This is a genomic window from Enterobacter asburiae (assembly GCF_007035645.1).
In the GTDB taxonomy this organism is placed as follows: Bacteria; Pseudomonadota; Gammaproteobacteria; order Enterobacterales; family Enterobacteriaceae; genus Enterobacter; species Enterobacter asburiae_B.
This window is the reverse complement of the sequence record NZ_AP019632.1, coordinates 3,634,058-3,650,299: the sequence shown is the minus strand read 5'-3', so window position 1 is coordinate 3,650,299 and position 16,242 is coordinate 3,634,058. Positions and strand designations below refer to the sequence as shown.

The following is a 16,242-nucleotide window of genomic DNA, read 5'->3' as shown; positions in this document are numbered from 1 at the left end:
CAGATTAACAGAATTTGCCTGGCGGCTTTAGCGCGGTGGTCCCACCTGACCCCATGCCGAACTCAGAAGTGAAACGCCGTAGCGCCGATGGTAGTGTGGGGTCTCCCCATGTGAGAGTAGGGAACTGCCAGGCATCAAATTAAGTAGTAAGCCGGTGCATAAATCCGGTGGTTACAGCAGTCTTCGGTGGAGCGGTAGTTCAGTCGGTTAGAATACCTGCCTGTCACGCAGGGGGTCGCGGGTTCGAGTCCCGTCCGTTCCGCCACTTATTAAAAGCCCTGAGCTCACGCTCAGGGCTTTTTTCTTATCTGACGTTTAATTATTGCGAAATTAGCAAAAATCCTCTGCGTTTTGCGATCTTTTTCTCTATAACAACGCCAGCGATAATCTTCCTCAGTTTACGAACATAATGATTGAGGAATAGTATGACTCTCCCTGCATTTGGTCTGGGCACTTTCCGCCTGAAAGACGACGTTGTTATCGCATCTGTTAAAACCGCACTCGAACTGGGCTATCGTGCAGTTGATACGGCACAGATCTATGAAAACGAAGCTGCCGTTGGACAAGCTCTCGAAGAGAGTGGTGTGCCGCGTAACGAACTGTTTATCACCACGAAAATCTGGATTGAGAATCTCAGCAAAGATAAGCTGATCCCTAGCCTGAAAGAGAGTCTGAAAAAACTGCGTACTGACTACGTAGATCTGACTCTTATCCACTGGCCTTCACCGAATGATGCCGTCTCAGTAGAAGAATTCATGCAGGCGCTGCTGGAGGCGAAAGAGCAGGGCTTAACCCGCGAAATAGGGATCTCCAACTTCACCATTCCGGTGATGGAAAAAGCCATTGCTGCTGTTGGTGCAGAAAATATTGCAACCAACCAGATTGAGCTGTCTCCATACCTTCAAAACCGCAAAGTCGTGGACTGGGCAAAACAGCACGGGATCCACATCACCTCATACATGACGCTGGCCTACGGTAAGGCGCTGAAAGATGGAGTGATTACGCGTATCGCAGAGAAACATAACGCGACTGCTGCGCAGGTCATTCTGGCATGGGCAATGGGTGAAGGTTATGCCGTGATCCCATCATCGACTAAGCGTGAAAACCTGGCCAGCAACCTGTTAGCAGCGGATCTTCATCTGGATGCAGACGATAAAAAAGCGATCGCAGCGCTGGAGTGCAACGATCGCCTGGTCAGCCCGGAAGGTTTAGCTCCTGACTGGGATTAAGTTTGACCCGCCCTCTGTAACCTGAACCCTCACACAGCTCCTCCGGGAGCTGTTTTTATATGTTCACTCAGGAAGTCAATAAAGGCACGAATACGCGTACTTACCGCTCTGTCACTGTAATACACCGCGCTAAAAGGCATTTCGACCGGCAGACGTTTATCGGCCATTAGCTCCACCAGTTCACCCCGGGCTATCTCCTTATCAATCATATAGTCTGACAAGCAGGCGATACCATTTCCTTCGAGACACAGCTGCTTCAGCGTTTCCCCGCTGTTTGACGATATTCCGCAGGTAATTTCATGAAGTTGACCATCATGACAGGCGACAGGCCAGGTGTTCAGCGACACCGGCTCCGTAAAGCCAAGGCACAGATGCTGCTTCAATTCTTCAACCGTCTCCGGTTTCCCATGTTCGGCAATATACTCTGGCGATGCGATAATTTTGCGGTAGCTGGCAAATAGAGGGCGGGCACGCAAGCTTGAATCTGTCAGGGTTCCCGCCCGGATAGCCACATCCACTTTCCGCTCGATGAGGTTGATAAACGTCTCTGAGGAGACCAGCGATAGCGTCATCTCCGGATAGCGTTCGCGGAAAGGTTTGATCAGCGGCATCAGAAAATGGAGCACAACCGGCGTGGCCGCATCAATGCGCAGCAATCCACGCGGCGTGCTGCGGGTCTCCATAATCTCCGTCTCTGCTGCAGCCATCTCCTGCAGTACCGACTGCACGCGGCGGAAGTAACGCTCTCCTTCTTCCGTCAGGCTCAACTGCCGCGTCGTTCGGTTGAGCAGACTCACTCCAAGCTTCATCTCCAGTTTTTTTACCGAACGGCTGATGGCTGAGTTAGCCTGACCCAGCTGTTCGGCCGCGCGGCTAAAGCTACCGCTTTCAACGACGGCGACAAAGGTTGTCAGCTCTTCCGATGTTGCTTTCATTGTTGCACCACCTGCAAAATTCTATTGAGATTTTGACCATTTTTGTTATTTAAGCACTGGCGCATACTGCCTGTCATCTTAATCCTGATGATACGGAGTATTTTATGCCACTGGCGCTACTTGCCCTGACGATCAGTGCCTTCGCAATTGGCACGACCGAATTTGTTATCGTGGGTCTGGTTCCCACTATTGCTAACCAGCTTGCGATCTCGTTGCCCTCAGCCGGATTGCTGGTGTCATCTACGCCCTGGGCGTCGCCGTCGGTGCGCCAGTGCTGACGGCCCTGACCGGACGTTTTCCGCGTAAGCAGCTGTTAGTCGCGCTGATGGTGCTGTTCACCGCTGGCAACATTCTGGCCTGGCAGGCGCCGGACTACACCACGCTGGTGATTGCGCGTCTGTTAACCGGCCTTGCACACGGCGTGTTCTTCTCGATTGGTTCCACCATTGCAACCAGCCTGGTGCCCAAAGAGAAAGCGGCTTCAGCGATTGCGATCATGTTTGGTGGACTGACCGTCGCACTCGTTACGGGCGTACCGCTGGGAACGTTTATCGGACAACACTTCGGCTGGCGTGAAACGTTCCTTGCCGTCTCCTTACTGGGTGCCATCGCCCTGGTGACCAGCCTGCTGCTGGTACCGTCGAATATCCCAGGCCGGGCGAGCGCCAGCCTGCGCGATCAGCTGAAGGTGCTCACGCATCCGCGTTTGCTGATTATCTACGCGGTAACTGCATTGGGCTATGGCGGCGTATTCACGGCTTTCACCTTCCTGGCGCCGATGATGCAGGACCTGGCAGGCTTTTCACCCAATGCCGTGAGCTGGATTTTGCTGGGATACGGTATTTCCGTTGCCATTGGCAATATCTGGGGCGGCAAGCTTGCAGATAAGCATGGTGCGGTACCGGCGCTGAAATTCATCTTCGCCGCCCTAGTGGTTCTGCTGATGATTTTCCAGTTCACGGCTTCGGTACACTACGCCGCGCTGGTCACTGTGCTGGCCATGGGGATCTTTGCCTTTGGTAATGTCCCCGGGCTTCAGGTTTACGTTGTCCAGAAAGCCGAGCTCTATACGCCAAATGCGGTGGATGTGGCGTCCGGTCTGAACATTGCCGCATTTAATATTGGCATCGCGCTGGGCTCCATCATTGGCGGACAAACTGTAGCGCATATTGGATTAGCCCAGACCCCGTGGATTGGCGCGGTGATTGTCCTGGTCGCCTTCCTGCTGATTGGCCTGAGTGGACGTCTCGATAAGCCAGCCAGGGTCGCGCTGGGTTAACATCAGTAAGTGCTTGCTTACAAAACTGGAAAGCGGTTTCTCAGAAATTGCGTTGAAAGTATGACCTAAAGTCCCTATAACATTAGAACCAGTCCGTTTTCCGGGCTGGTTCATGTTACAGAGGCTGTTTCCAAAAGTGCGAAAAAATACCTATGCCATGCGTTATGTTGCCGGAATGCCCGCGGAGAGGATCTTGCCTCCGGGGTCATTTGCGAGCATAAGCCAGGCATTACCCGCCGGCACACTGTTAAGCAGCGATGAGAAAATCCGTGTACTGGTGTGGAATATCTTTAAGCAGCAGCGTGCCGAATGGTTATCGGTACTCAAGAATTTTGGAAAAGATGCCCACCTGGTTCTGCTCCAGGAGGCGCAAACTACTCCTGAGCTGGTACGGTTTGCCACCACGAACTATCTTGCCGCCGACCAGGTGCCTGCATTTGTCCTGCCGCAACACCCCTCAGGTGTGATGACGCTTTCAGCAGCACATCCGGTCTATTGCTGTCCACTGCGCGAACGTGAACCTATCCTGCGTCTGGCAAAATCGGCGCTGGTGACGGTCTATCCGCTGCCGGATACCCGAATGCTGATGGTCGTGAATATCCATGCGGTAAATTTCAGTCTGGGCGTGGATGTCTACAGTAAGCAGTTACTTCCGATCGGCGATCAGATTGCCCATCACAGCGGGCCCATCATTATGGCCGGTGATTTCAATGCCTGGAGCCGTCCGCGCATGAATGCGCTGTATCGCTTTGCGCGCGAAATGTCGCTGCGTGAAGTTCGTTTTAGCGATGACCAGCGCAAAAAAGCCTTTGGTCGTCCTCTCGATTTTGTCTTCTATCGTGGTTTGAGCGTGCACGACGCCTCGGTTCTGGTGACGCGCGCCTCGGATCATAATCCTCTACTAGTCGAATTCAGTCCCGGCAAACCTGATAAATAATGGTGTGTCAGGTCTGCCGTGGGGCAGGCCTGTGCGGGTGCTGCCCTTTATTTTTCACTCACAAAGGACAGTACGATGACAACAACACGCTCCCATCATGACAACGTAGAAAAACAGTTTGGTTCTCAGGCAAGTGCCTATCTGAGCAGTGCCGTGCATGCTTCTGGCCGCGATCTGGTGCGTCTCGGTGAACGTCTGGCGGCGTTCCCGCAGGCGCACGTGCTGGATTTAGGCTGCGGGGCAGGGCATGCCAGCTATACGGCTGCGCAGCAGGTCGCGCACGTTACCGCGTATGACTTATCCAGCCAGATGCTGGACGTCGTTGCCGGGGCGGCAAAAGCGAAGGGACTGGACAACATCGATACGCAACAGGGCTATGCCGAATCCTTACCGTTCGATGATGCGTCGTTTGAGGTGGTGATCAGCCGTTATTCCGCGCACCACTGGCACGATGTCGGCCAGGCATTACGCGAGGTCAAACGTGTTCTGAAGCCGGGCGGCACCTTCATCATTATGGATGTGATGTCTCCCGGACACCCGGTGCGCAATATCTGGCTGCAGACGGTAGAAGCGCTGCGCGATACCTCGCACGTGCAAAATTACGCCAGCGGAGAGTGGTTGTCGCTTATCACTGAAGCGGGGCTGATCGCGCGCGCGTTGATTACCGATCGTTTACCGCTGGAGTTCAGCTCCTGGATCGCGCGTATGCGCACCCCGGAAGCATTGAGCCAGGCGATCAGACTGTATCAGGAGAGTGCGTCCGCTGAGGTAAAGGCGTACTTTGAACTGCAGGACGATGGCTCGTTTACCAGCGATACCATCATGGCTGAAGCGCAAAAAGCGGAATAAACAAAAAAGGCACCGAGGGGAATCGGTGCCTTTTTATCTTTCGATCGTGTTATCAGGAATCTGGCGTCGCGCTGTTCTTCACAAACAGCGTCAGCTGGTCGCCAGGTTTCAGATTGTCAGTATCATTGTTCCAGCGCATCACATCCTTGATGTTCACGCCGTGCCGTTTTGCGATACTGGACAGTGAATCGCCCTTGCGTACGCGATAGGTAATGCTATCGCTGTTGCTGGCAAGACGCTGTGCGCTGCTACCTGCACCTACCGTCAGAGTCTGACCCACTTTCAGGCCGGAACTGCGCAGATTATTCCACTGCTGCAGATCTTTCGCATTCACGCCAAGACGTGACGCGATGCCCGAAAGCGTATCACCTGAACGAACCTTATAGCTGCGGCTGTTAACTGATGATGCATCCGCGATCAGCGTTGACTGAACGGCGGCGATTTCACCAGAAGCTAAAGACTCACGTAACTGCTCGGCATGTTTCTGCGGAACCATTACATACTGCGGGCCACTTGCCCCCAGGGTTGAGCCTTTAACGCCAGCATTAAAGGTTTTCAATTTACTTACCGACATACCCGTCATATCAGCAACCTGTTGAATATCAACTGGATTGCTGAGGCGAACACGCGCCAGTGCACGACTTTCGTCTGGTGTTGGCAGTTGTACACCGTAACGCTTGCTGTTCTTGAGAATATCGCTCAATGCCAGCATTTTCGGTACGTAAATCTTTGTTTCCTGTGGCAGTGAGAGCGACCAAAAATCGGTGGATTTACCCCGTGCTTTATTCGCTTTCATTGCCTTCAGTACACGACCTTCGCCACTATTATACGCTGCGACCGTTAACAGCCAGTCGCCGTCAAACATCTTGTTCAGACGTTGCATCATGTCGAGAGCGGCTGTCGTTGAAGCGACAACATCGCGACGCGCATCATAGTTGCGGGTCTGTTTCAGACCATAGTTTCGCCCGGTGCTCGGAATGATCTGCCAAATGCCTGCGGCATTGGCGCCAGACGTCGCGTGTGGGTCAAAAGCGCTCTCCACTATGGGTAGGAGTACCAGCTCCATAGGCATGTTACGTTTCTTAACTTGCCCGGCTATCCAGTACATATACGGCTCTGCCCGTAACGTTACATCGTGGAGATAGCTCTTATTACTTAAATACTTCTGTTTCTGTTCGCGAATCCGGGGATTTTCCGGAATTCCCATCTTTAGCTCGTCGCCAATAGAGGTCCACAAGTCTTGATCCTGCGCGTAAGATGTTCCATCGTCCATCCAGCGCGCCGAACTTGCAAACTTCCCTGCTTCCCCTTGACCAGCTGCAGAAAGGCTCTGTGCGTGCTGTTGTACGTTGCTGCCGTTTTGCGACTGGCAACCTACAAGCAGGACAGAGGCGAGTAATATCGCTTTTGCCTTCATGTGTGTGTCAATAGTTGCTTAAAAGACGAGCGATGATAACGGCGAAATTTTGAAAAGGCAACCCGCAATTATCTGAAGTTATCTTTCTTTGACCTTAACCATGCAAATCGCTGTTCTGGTTGTTGCAAATTTGTTTCTTGGTTAATTTTATTAATTAAATCAACATCATCTGTGCGTAAAAATAAATTAATTTGCCGCTCATTTTTCAGAATTACGGGGAGTGTTTTTTGGTTTTTTGCACGTAACTCCTTCACTTTGTGATAATAATCCTGAATCGCTCGATCCTCGGGTAAGAGGCTCACTGCAAACTTCATATTTCCTAATGTATACTCATGGGCGCAACAAATGAGCGTCTCATCGGGTAGCGCGTTAATTTTCTGTAAAGACTGATACATTTGAGCTGGCGTGCCTTCAAATAGTCTTCCGCAGCCTCCAGAGAACAGCGTATCGCCGCAAAAAAGATAAGGCTTACTGTAGAAACACAGATGTCCCAAAGTGTGACCCGGTGTAGCAAATACGGAAAACTCCCACTCGCGTATGAGGATATTTTCGCCTTCTTCGACTACATGCGTGATTCCCTTATCTTGTGCCTCTGCCGGTCCGTAAACCACAAGATGCGGAAAATGAGCGCGCAGTTCAGGCACGCCGCCAGTGTGATCGCTATGATGATGCGTCAACAGAATGGCTTCTGGCTGCCAGCCGTTCTCTTTTATGGCGTGCAGTAAAGGGGCGGATTCTCCGGGATCGACAATGACGCAGCGGCGATCGTCGTCAACCAAAACCCAGATGTAATTGTCCTGAAACGCTGGAATACTGATAAGATTCATACATTACCTCTTAGAGCGTGGCGGGTGTTTTGATGAAACCGGCAAGGATACCTCAGACTGTCGCAGCACCGGAACGTTGGGCGGAATTGCCCTGGGGTGAATACTATCGCGAAGCGTTAGAACAGCAGCTGAAGCCCTGGCTCGCGAAAATGTATGGCTTTCACCTGCTTAAGATTGGCAATCTCAGCGCGGAAATCAATACCGAAAGCTGCGCTATCTCGCATCAGGTTAACGTCTCTCTCGGCGGATCGCCGGTTCAGGTGAAAGCAGACCCGTTGCATCTGCCGTTTGCGGAAAAATCCGTCGATGCGTGTTTGCTCGCACATACGCTACCCTGGTGCAGCGATCCGCATCGTCTGCTTCGCGAAGCCGATCGCGTGCTGATTGATGACGGCTGGCTGGTACTTAGCGGATTCAATCCGCTAAGCCTGATGGGCCTGCGTAAGCTGGTACCGGTGCTACGCCGGACTCCACCTTACAACAGCCGGATGTTCACCATGATGCGCCAGCTCGACTGGCTTTCACTGCTGAACTTTGAAGTGCTTTGCTACGGAGGTTTTCAGGTGCTGCCCTGGGCGCGGCAGGGGGGCGTGGTACTGAGCACCCATCTCCCCGCGTTGGGCTGTTTGCAGTTTATCGTTGCGCGTAAGCGAACCATTCCCCTTACGCTTAACCCCATGAAGCAGAGCAAGTCGAAAACGCCCATCCGCCAGACCGTGGGCGCCACGCGGCAGTACAAAAAAACCGATTAGGCGTCGGGCTGATAGCCCGCATCTTCATGTGCGGGATTGGATGCCGCAGCACGCGCCAGTTCGTCGCAGCGTTCGTTTTCCGGGTGGCCTGCGTGGCCTTTAACCCACTCCCACTTAATCTGGTGCTGGCCCAGCGCAGCATCAAGACGTTTCCAGAGATCGACGTTCTTGACCGGCTTCTTATCGGCGGTTTTCCAGCCGCGTTTTTTCCAGTTATGGATCCACTGGGTGATCCCCTGACGCACGTACTGACTGTCGGTGCTTAGCACCACGTCACAATGTTCTTTTAACGCCTCCAGCGCTACGATGGCCGCCATCAACTCCATCCGGTTGTTGGTGGTCAGAAAATAGCCTTCGCTAAAGGTTTTTTCGTGCTGGCGATAGCGCATAATCGCGCCGTAGCCGCCGGGTCCTGGGTTACCGAGACAAGATCCATCGGTGAAAATTTCTACCTGTTTACGCATCTCTGGTAGACTTCCTGTATTCGAAACGTTCAGTTAAACGATAAGTCTGACATAAATGACCGCTATGAGCACTGCAATTACTCGCCAGATTGTCCTCGATACCGAAACCACCGGTATGAACCAGATCGGCGCGCACTACGAAGGGCATAAGATCATCGAGATCGGCGCCGTTGAAGTGGTGAACCGTCGTCTTACTGGGAACAACTTCCACGTCTACCTCAAACCCGATCGGCTGGTGGATCCGGAAGCGTTCGGCGTTCACGGTATTGCCGATGAGTTCTTGCTGGATAAGCCGACTTTTGCGGATGTCGCTGACGAGTTCCTGGAGTACATCAAGGGTGCCGAGCTTGTCATCCATAACGCATCGTTCGATATCGGCTTTATGGATTATGAATTCAGCAAGCTTAATCGTGATATTCCGAAGACGAACACCTTCTGTAAGGTGACGGACAGCCTGGCGCTGGCAAGGAAGATGTTCCCCGGCAAGCGTAACAGCCTGGATGCACTCTGCTCGCGCTACGAGATAGACAATACCAAGCGAACGCTCCACGGGGCGTTGCTCGATGCCCAGATCCTGGCCGATGTCTATCTGACGATGACCGGCGGGCAGACGTCAATGAAGTTCAGTATGGAAAATGAATCCCAGCAGACGCAAGGCGAAGCGGGCATTCAGCGTGTTGTCCGTCAGGCCAGTCGGTTGCGGGTTATTTTAGCCAGTGACGAAGAGCTTCTTAACCACGAATCCCGGCTTGATCTGGTCCAGAAGAAGGGCGGCAGCTGTTTGTGGCGCGCCTGAAAAAACGCCTTAATGCCTGTAAAATCATCGTTTGGGCGATTTTTGCAGCAAACGATTCAAAACGTGAGAAAAAGCGTTGACGAGATCGGAGGCGCACCGTAATATGCGCCTCGTTCCCCAAACGGGAACAGTGGAGCGGTAGTTCAGTCGGTTAGAATACCTGCCTGTCACGCAGGGGGTCGCGGGTTCGAGTCCCGTCCGTTCCGCCACTATTCAGAAAGCCTGAATCAGAAATGATTCAGGCTTTCGTCGTTTCAGCCTTCAGTAATCTCATTCTCTCTCTTATCGTTAACAAAAAGTTAATATTCATAGTGCAATTTATTAACAATTGCACGGATGTAGTGCATAATTTGCACTGTAATTGTGCATTTCTCCATCACTCCTCTCTTCGCACCTCATTCAGAATGTTTCTTTCTGTAAAAATAATTCACGCAGAATCATCTGGTTATCTCCTGCTTTCCAAAAATATACCGAACCAATTTCGTATTGGTTTGGTTATTGCTTAATCATTAGCACGATAAGCTTCATTCCATATCAATAACTTATCGTTAATAAAAATAAAGTCATGATGAAAGCGAGCGAACCAATATGGAAAAACCGTCACGGTTTCTGGCCAATTCCAGCACCGCGCTTGAGCAGTTGCGCGGGCTTATCAACCAGCATGAGTCAACACCAGGCATACCGCTGCCCACGGAACGTGAGCTGTCGGACACTCTCGGCGTAGGACGACGTGAAGTACGTCGTGCGCTGGACGTGCTGGAAGAAGAGGGGCGCATCTGGCGTAAGCAGGGCAAAGGGACCTTTATTGGCCCGGCGGCACCTGTTGAACCGCTGGCCCTTCAGGGATTGGTTCAGCAAACCAACCTTCTGGAAGTGATGGAAGCTCGTCTGCAGCTCGAACCCGGCTTAGCCCGGCTTGCGGCACTGCGTGCCACCAGGGAAAACCTCGCGCTCATGCAGCGCATGCTGGAACGCATCGACAAGGTCAGCCCGGACGACCGCGATCTCAACGAACTCTGGGACAGCGCCTTTCACCGGGCGATTGCCGAGGCGGCGGGCAACCGTCTGATGCTCGGCCTGTTTGATGCCATTGATGCCGTTCGGCGCGAACCGGGCTGGCAGCATCTGCGCGAGCTGGCACGCACCCCCGAACGTGTCGACAGCTATAACGACCACCACCATAAGATCATGTCTGCGATTATCCATCGCCAGCCTAATGAAGCCGCGGCCGCCATGCGCGAACACTTGCTCAGCCTGCAAACCGCCCTGATTCAGGCGATCCACCTTGAGGACGACTTCACGCCATGACGACAATACCCTTTAAGGACGCCACACCCGTATTGCGAGTGCAAAACCTCAACGTTACGTTTGCTGGCTCGCCGGTTAGCGTGCTTGATGGTATCTCGCTGACCGTCAGGGCGGGCGAAACGCTGGCGCTGGTGGGGGAGTCCGGCTGCGGGAAAAGTATCACCTCCCTGGCGCTGATGGGATTACTGCCCGCCAGCGCGCAGATTGTCAGCGGTGAGATGCAGTTTCGCCGCCACAATCTGCGAAAGCTCTCACCGCGGGAGTATGCCGATCTGCGCGGCAGCGAGCTGGCGATGATTTTTCAGGAGCCGATGACCTCGCTCAATCCGGCGTTCACGCTGGGGGATCAGCTGAGCGAGGCGGTTATGCGACACCAGAACGTCTCGCGCGCAGAGGCGATGAAGGTCGCGCTGCAGATCCTCGAGAAGGTGCAGATCCCGGCGGCAGAGATGCGCCTGAAAGCATATCCCCACCAGCTTTCCGGCGGCATGCGCCAGCGCGTGATGATTGCGATGGCGTTGATTAACCACCCCAAACTGCTGATTGCCGACGAGCCGACCACAGCGCTCGACGTCACCATCCAGGCGCAAATCCTCGCCTTGCTCAACGCCTTAAAAGAGGAAACCGGCACGGCGGTGCTGATGATCACCCACGATTTAGGCGTGGTGGCAGAAGTCGCCCAGCAGGTCGCGGTGATGTATGCCGGGCAGGTGGTGGAGCAGGGGAGCGTGGAGGCAATATTCGCCGACCCGCAGCACCCGTACACCATCGGCCTGATGGGGTCGATCCCCTCGCTGGGCGCACGCAAGGGCCAGCTCTCCACCATTCCCGGCGCGGTCCCGCTCCCGGAATCCATGCCGAAAGGCTGCCGTTTTGCCACCCGCTGCCCGTTTGCGCAGTCGCGCTGCCATGCTGAAAAACCGCCGCTCACCGCGCTCGGCGCGGGCCATCAGGTCGCCTGCTTCCGCGTACCGCTCGAACAGCACATTGCCCTGGGAGAAATCGCATGACCACGCCCATTCTTGAAGCCCGTGACCTCAGCAAGCTTTTCCCCGGCCCCAAAAAGCTCTTTACTCCGGCACGGTTTGTCACGGCGGTCGATCGCGTTTCGCTTGCCGTGATGCCGGGCGAAACGCTGGCGATCGTCGGCGAGTCCGGCTCCGGGAAATCTACGCTCGGTCGTCTGCTGCTGCGCCTGCTGGCCGCCAGCGAAGGGCGCGTGTTTTATCAGGGGGAGGAGATCACCGACGCCTCCGGTGCCCGCCTGAACCAGCTCCGGCGCGAGCTGCAAATCATCTTTCAGGATCCCTTCGCCTCGCTCAACCCGCGCATGACGGTGGAGCAAATCGTCGGGGAGCCGCTGTGGCTGCATCAGAACATGAAAAAAGCGGATCGCCAGTACCGCGTTGCCGAGCTGCTTAAAACCGTGGGCCTGCCTGCCGCCTGGGCCGGGCGCTATCCGCACGAGTTTTCCGGCGGGCAGCGCCAGCGTATCGGCATTGCGCGTGCGCTGGCTTCCGGGCCGAAGCTGCTGCTGGGCGATGAGCCGGTATCCGCGCTGGATGTGTCCGTCCAGGCGCAGGTGGTTAATCTGCTGGAGAGCCTGAAGCACCAACTGGGGCTGACGATGGTGATTGTCGCCCACGGTCTGGCGGTGATCCGCCATATGAGCGACCGCGTGGCGGTCATGTATCTCGGGCAAATCGTCGAGCTTGCCAACGTCGACGAGATTTTTGACGCGCCGCTGCATCCCTATACTCAGGCGCTGATCGCCTCGGCACCGCAGATGCAGCCGGGCGTTGAGCGCGACGCACTGCTGCTGCAGGGGGATCTGCCCAACCCGGCCAGCCCGCCGTCCGGCTGCCGTTTCCACACCCGCTGCCCGTACGTCACCGATGAATGCCGCCAGGTTGAGCCGATCAATCAGGTGCTCGACGGCGGGCGTCAGGTTGCCTGTCATCGCTGGCAGGAGATCAACCGCGATCGCAGCGTTATTCAGATCGCACCGCCATCCGCCGCCTTTCTGCGCCGCCGCGCGCTGTTTGAACACGCGGCCACTCACTCGTCCCTTCCTTCAAGGAACTCATGATAATGACAATGCGTAATTCTCTTTTGACCGTAATGGGAAGTGTTATGTTGCTTGGCGCGGCGCTGCCCGCCCATTCTGAAAGCGTGCTGCGAATCGGCCTGGGCGCTGACCCGGACATGCTCGACCCGCATCTGGCGCGCACCTACTATGGCCGCTTCGTGTTTGCCTCCCTGTGCGACAGGCTGGTGGACGTGGATGAAAACCTGAAGGTCGTCCCCGGCCTGGCTAAAGACTGGGCGTGGAGTGACGACGGTAAAACCCTGACGCTCAATCTGCGCGAAGGCGTCACCTTCCACGACGGTGAGAAATTCGATGCCGCCGCGGCAAAATACAACCTCGACCGCGCCCTGACCCTGAAAGGCTCCCTGCGTAAGAGCGAGATCTCCTCCGTTGAATCGGTCGAGGTCACCGGCCCGATGCAGATTGCGCTGCACCTGAAGACCCCCGATGCCGCGCTGCTGATGCAGCTCACCGACCGCGCGGGCGCGATGATGGCCCCCGAGGCGGCGAAAAAGCCTGACTTTGCCGCCCACCCGGTCTGTTCCGGCCCGTACAAGTTTGACAGCCGCGTGTCGCAGGACCGCATCGTTCTGACCCGTTTCGACAACTACTGGAACAAAGACGCCTACCACTTCGACAAAATCATCTATCTGCCGATCCCGGATGCCTCCGTGCGCCTCGCGAACCTGCGCGCGGGCGATCTTGACTTGACCGAAGGCATCGCCGCCAGCGACGTTAAAACGGTCGAAGCCGACAGCAAGCTGGCGCTGGCGAAGGTAACCGGTCTCGGCTATCAGGGCATCACCTTCAACATCAACAACGGCAAGGTGCCGGCCAACGATCCGTTCAAGGACGCCCGCGTGCGCGAGGCGTTTTCTCAGGCCATCGACCGCGATGCGTTAAACCAGGTGGTCTTCGAAGGGCTTTACACCCCGGCAAACCAGGCGTTTTCCCCGGTCAGCCCGTATCACGTTAACCTGCCGGTTCCGCCGCGTGACGTCGACAAAGCCAAAGCGCTGCTGAAGGCGGCAGGCGTCACCGCGCCGCTGACCGTCAACCTGCTGGTGCCGAACAACCCAACCTCGCAGCAGGTGGGCCAGGTATTGCAGGCTATGGTCGCCGAGGCCGGATTTAACCTGAACCTGCAGATGACCGAATTCGCCACGCTGCTCGACCGCCAGCAGAGCGGCGACTATCAGCTGAGCTTCTCCGGCTGGTCGGGACGCCCGGATCCGGACGGCAGCATCTACGGCTTTATCAACAGCAAAGGCACGCTCAACGACGGCCGCTACAGCAACGCGCAGGTCGATGAGTGGCTGACCCAGGCGCGCCAGAGCACCGACCAGGCCGCACGCCAGCCGCTGTACGACAAGGTGGTGAAGCAGCTGCAAACCGACATGCCGATTGCCTACCTCTACTTCGAGCCGCGCATTTTCGGTCTGAACAAAAGCGTGCAGGGCTTTAAGCCGTACCCGGACGGCATCGTGCGTCTGGCGGGTTTAACGCTGGCGAAATAACCGTCCTGAGGAGAACCCATGCTGGAACTGATTTGCAAACGTCTGCTGCTGGCTATACCAACCCTGCTGCTGGTGAGCATGATGGTCTTCGGGCTGCAAAAGCTGCTGCCCGGCGACCCGCTAATCGCCATGGCCGGGGAGGAGCGCGATCCGGCGGTCATCGCCCAGCTGCGTGCGGAACTGAACCTCGATGCGCCAATCCCCGTGCAGTATTTCCACTGGCTGACGCGGGCGCTGCAGGGCGATCTGGGCGTCTCCTTACGCACGCACGAACCGGTGACGCAGCTGATCGCCAGCAAGCTGCCGGTCACGCTGGAGCTGTCTCTGCTGGCGATGATTATCGCGCTGGTGTTTGGCATCAGCATGGGGATCCTCGCGGCGGTGAACAAAAATAGCTGGGTCGATCACGGGGCGAATTTCGTGGCGATCTCGGGGATCTCGATCCCGCACTTCTGGCTGGGGATCCTGCTGATTCTGGTCTTTTCGGTGAACCTGCAGTGGCTGCCCGCGTCCGGCTACGTGCCGTTCAGTGAAGATCCGCTCCAGAACCTGCGCACGCTGCTGCTGCCCGCGTCCGTGCTCGGAACGGGCCTCGCGGCGACGCTGATGCGCCATACCCGCGCTTCGATGATTGCGGTCCTGAAGGCGGATTACATCCGCACCGCGCGCGCTAAGGGGCTGCTGCCAAAGGCGGTGATCCTGAAGCATGCGTTTCGCAACGCGCTGGTACCGGTCATCACCCTCACCACGCTGCTGTTCGGCGAGCTGCTGGGCGGCGCGGTGCTGACCGAGCAGGTCTTCACTATTCCGGGCTTCGGCAAGATGATCGTCGACTCGGTATTTAACCGTGACTACGCGGTGGTGCAGGGCGTAGTGCTGATCGTGGCGATCGGCTTCCTGATGCTGAACCTGCTGGCCGACGTGCTTTACGTCCTTATCAACCCGAAAATGCGAGGTTAACCATGGCGGAACTGACGACGCAAACCGTTACGCCCGCGCTGCCGCGCGCGCAGAACCGGGTGCTGAAGAAATTCCTTGCCAACAAAAGTGCGGTGATTGGCGCGGTGGTGGTGGGATTCTTTGTGCTGGTGGCGCTGCTGGCGCCGTGGATTGCCCCGTTCGACCCGGTCAAAGCCAACTTCCTGGCGGTGCGCAAAGCGCCGTCGGCGATGTACTGGTTCGGCACCGACGAGCTGGGGCGCGACATTTTATCCCGCATTATCTGGGGGGCTCGCACCTCGCTGATGGCAGGTTGTATGTCTGTGGTGATTGCCGTGGTCATCGGCGTGCCGCTGGGGCTGGTGGCGGGTTACTTCCAGAAGATGTGGGACGGCGTGATCTCGCGGTTTATCGAGGCGCTGCTGGCCTGTCCGTTCCTGATCATGGCGATCGCGCTGGGGGCATTTTTGGGTCCGAGCCTGACCAACGCGATGATCGCCATCGGTCTTTCGGCGATGCCGATCTTCGCCCGCCTGACGCGCGGGCAGGTGATCGCCATTCGCAACGAAGAGTACATCGACGGCGCGCGGGCGATTGGCCTGCCGGACCGCTGGATCATCATCAAATACGTCCTGCCAAACGTGATGTCGCCGATCCTGGTGCAGGCCACGCTGGCCATCGCCTCGGCAATTATCGCCGAAGCCAGCCTGTCGTTTTTGGGGCTGGGGCAGCAGCCGCCCAATCCTTCCTGGGGCTCTATGCTCAACACCGCGAAAGGGTTTCTTGAGCAGGCGCCGTGGATGTCCGTTTTCCCCGGCGTGGCGATTTTCCTTGCCGTGCAGGGCTTTAATTTACTCGGTGACGGGCTGCGCGATGCGCTCGATCCGCGCCACGACTAAGGAGT

The 16,242-nt window shown here is 56.0% G+C and carries 15 protein-coding genes, 2 tRNA genes, 1 rRNA gene and 1 pseudogene; 15 read left to right on the top strand and 4 right to left on the bottom strand.

Annotation, left to right across the window (positions count from 1 at the left end; genetic code table 11):
* Positions 1–17: 17 nt before the first annotated feature.
* The 3 genes from rrf to dkgB all read left to right on the top strand — a co-directional run bounded on the left by rrf (position 18) and on the right by dkgB (position 1,229).
* Positions 18–133: ribosomal RNA gene (gene rrf, locus FOY96_RS17490) — 5S ribosomal RNA — on the top strand.
* Positions 134–188: 55 nt separating this feature from the next.
* Positions 189–265 (top strand) — tRNA-Asp (locus FOY96_RS17485).
* Between the two features lie 160 nt (positions 266–425).
* On the top strand, positions 426–1,229 hold the full coding sequence (gene dkgB / locus FOY96_RS17480; RefSeq protein ID WP_143347503.1) for a 2,5-didehydrogluconate reductase DkgB: 804 nt from the start codon (positions 426–428) through the stop codon (positions 1,227–1,229).
* 29 nt (positions 1,230–1,258) lie between these two features.
* Here the strand turns inward: dkgB and yafC are convergent, their stop codons facing one another.
* Complete coding sequence (gene yafC / locus FOY96_RS17475) at positions 1,259–2,164, bottom strand: DNA-binding transcriptional regulator YafC (protein WP_143347502.1); 906 nt, start codon at positions 2,162–2,164, stop codon at positions 1,259–1,261.
* A 104-nt stretch (positions 2,165–2,268) separates the two neighbouring features.
* On the opposite strand from yafC, the pseudogene FOY96_RS17470 reads away from it, so the two are divergent.
* The 3 genes and pseudogenes from FOY96_RS17470 (at position 2,269) to FOY96_RS17460 (ending at position 5,229) form a co-directional block, all read left to right on the top strand.
* Positions 2,269–3,443 (top strand): annotated as a pseudogene (locus FOY96_RS17470) (MFS transporter).
* A 136-nt stretch (positions 3,444–3,579) separates the two neighbouring features.
* The gene (locus FOY96_RS17465; protein ID WP_143347785.1) at positions 3,580–4,380 is read left to right on the top strand and encodes an endonuclease/exonuclease/phosphatase family protein; all 801 of its coding nucleotides are present in this window, start codon (positions 3,580–3,582) and stop codon (positions 4,378–4,380) included.
* Positions 4,381–4,455: 75 nt separating this feature from the next.
* Positions 4,456–5,229: a class I SAM-dependent methyltransferase gene (locus FOY96_RS17460; RefSeq protein WP_143347501.1), complete on the top strand. Its 774-nt coding sequence runs from the start codon at positions 4,456–4,458 to the stop codon at positions 5,227–5,229.
* A 52-nt stretch (positions 5,230–5,281) separates the two neighbouring features.
* Here FOY96_RS17460 and mltD read toward each other — a convergent pair whose 3' ends face one another.
* Both mltD and gloB read right to left on the bottom strand, forming a co-directional pair.
* The gene (mltD, locus tag FOY96_RS17455) at positions 5,282–6,646 is read right to left on the bottom strand and encodes a murein transglycosylase D (protein ID WP_032661729.1); all 1,365 of its coding nucleotides are present in this window, start codon (positions 6,644–6,646) and stop codon (positions 5,282–5,284) included.
* Between the two features lie 68 nt (positions 6,647–6,714).
* Entirely contained in the window at positions 6,715–7,473 is a 759-nt protein-coding gene (gene gloB, locus FOY96_RS17450; protein WP_143347500.1) for a hydroxyacylglutathione hydrolase, read from the bottom strand.
* Positions 7,474–7,505: 32 nt separating this feature from the next.
* On the opposite strand from gloB, the gene FOY96_RS17445 reads away from it, so the two are divergent.
* Positions 7,506–8,225 carry a class I SAM-dependent methyltransferase gene (locus FOY96_RS17445; RefSeq protein ID WP_023310484.1) on the top strand — a complete coding sequence of 240 codons (720 nt, stop codon included), beginning with the start codon at positions 7,506–7,508 and terminating at the stop codon, positions 8,223–8,225.
* On the opposite strand, the gene rnhA is transcribed toward FOY96_RS17445, so the two are convergent.
* Positions 8,222–8,689: a ribonuclease HI gene (gene rnhA, locus FOY96_RS17440; protein ID WP_023310485.1), complete on the bottom strand. Its 468-nt coding sequence runs from the start codon at positions 8,687–8,689 to the stop codon at positions 8,222–8,224. The two genes, FOY96_RS17445 and rnhA, sit on opposite strands and share 4 nt — an antisense overlap.
* Before the next feature lie 64 nt (positions 8,690–8,753).
* On the opposite strand from rnhA, the gene dnaQ reads away from it, so the two are divergent.
* From dnaQ to FOY96_RS17400, 8 genes are all read left to right on the top strand, one after another.
* Positions 8,754–9,485 carry a DNA polymerase III subunit epsilon gene (gene dnaQ / locus FOY96_RS17435; protein WP_055703371.1) on the top strand — a complete coding sequence of 244 codons (732 nt, stop codon included), beginning with the start codon at positions 8,754–8,756 and terminating at the stop codon, positions 9,483–9,485.
* Positions 9,486–9,617: 132 nt separating this feature from the next.
* Positions 9,618–9,694: transfer RNA gene (locus FOY96_RS17430), tRNA-Asp, on the top strand.
* Positions 9,695–10,073: 379 nt separating this feature from the next.
* Positions 10,074–10,793 (top strand): FadR/GntR family transcriptional regulator, encoded by a 720-nt coding sequence (locus FOY96_RS17425; RefSeq protein WP_023334601.1) that lies wholly within the window; start codon positions 10,074–10,076, stop codon positions 10,791–10,793.
* Positions 10,790–11,803: an ABC transporter ATP-binding protein gene (locus FOY96_RS17420; protein WP_048979298.1), complete on the top strand. Its 1,014-nt coding sequence runs from the start codon at positions 10,790–10,792 to the stop codon at positions 11,801–11,803. The genes FOY96_RS17425 and FOY96_RS17420 overlap by 4 nt, the downstream gene beginning before the upstream one ends.
* Entirely contained in the window at positions 11,800–12,882 is a 1,083-nt protein-coding gene (locus tag FOY96_RS17415; protein ID WP_069303692.1) for an ABC transporter ATP-binding protein, read from the top strand. The genes FOY96_RS17420 and FOY96_RS17415 overlap by 4 nt, the downstream gene beginning before the upstream one ends.
* Before the next feature lie 2 nt (positions 12,883–12,884).
* The gene (locus tag FOY96_RS17410) at positions 12,885–14,399 is read left to right on the top strand and encodes an ABC transporter substrate-binding protein (RefSeq protein WP_172620525.1); all 1,515 of its coding nucleotides are present in this window, start codon (positions 12,885–12,887) and stop codon (positions 14,397–14,399) included.
* Between the two features lie 18 nt (positions 14,400–14,417).
* Positions 14,418–15,359: an ABC transporter permease gene (locus FOY96_RS17405; protein WP_023310491.1), complete on the top strand. Its 942-nt coding sequence runs from the start codon at positions 14,418–14,420 to the stop codon at positions 15,357–15,359.
* A 2-nt stretch (positions 15,360–15,361) separates the two neighbouring features.
* Positions 15,362–16,237, top strand: a complete 876-nt coding sequence (locus FOY96_RS17400; RefSeq protein WP_029739694.1) for an ABC transporter permease — start codon at positions 15,362–15,364, stop codon at positions 16,235–16,237.
* Positions 16,238–16,242 lie beyond the last annotated feature (5 nt).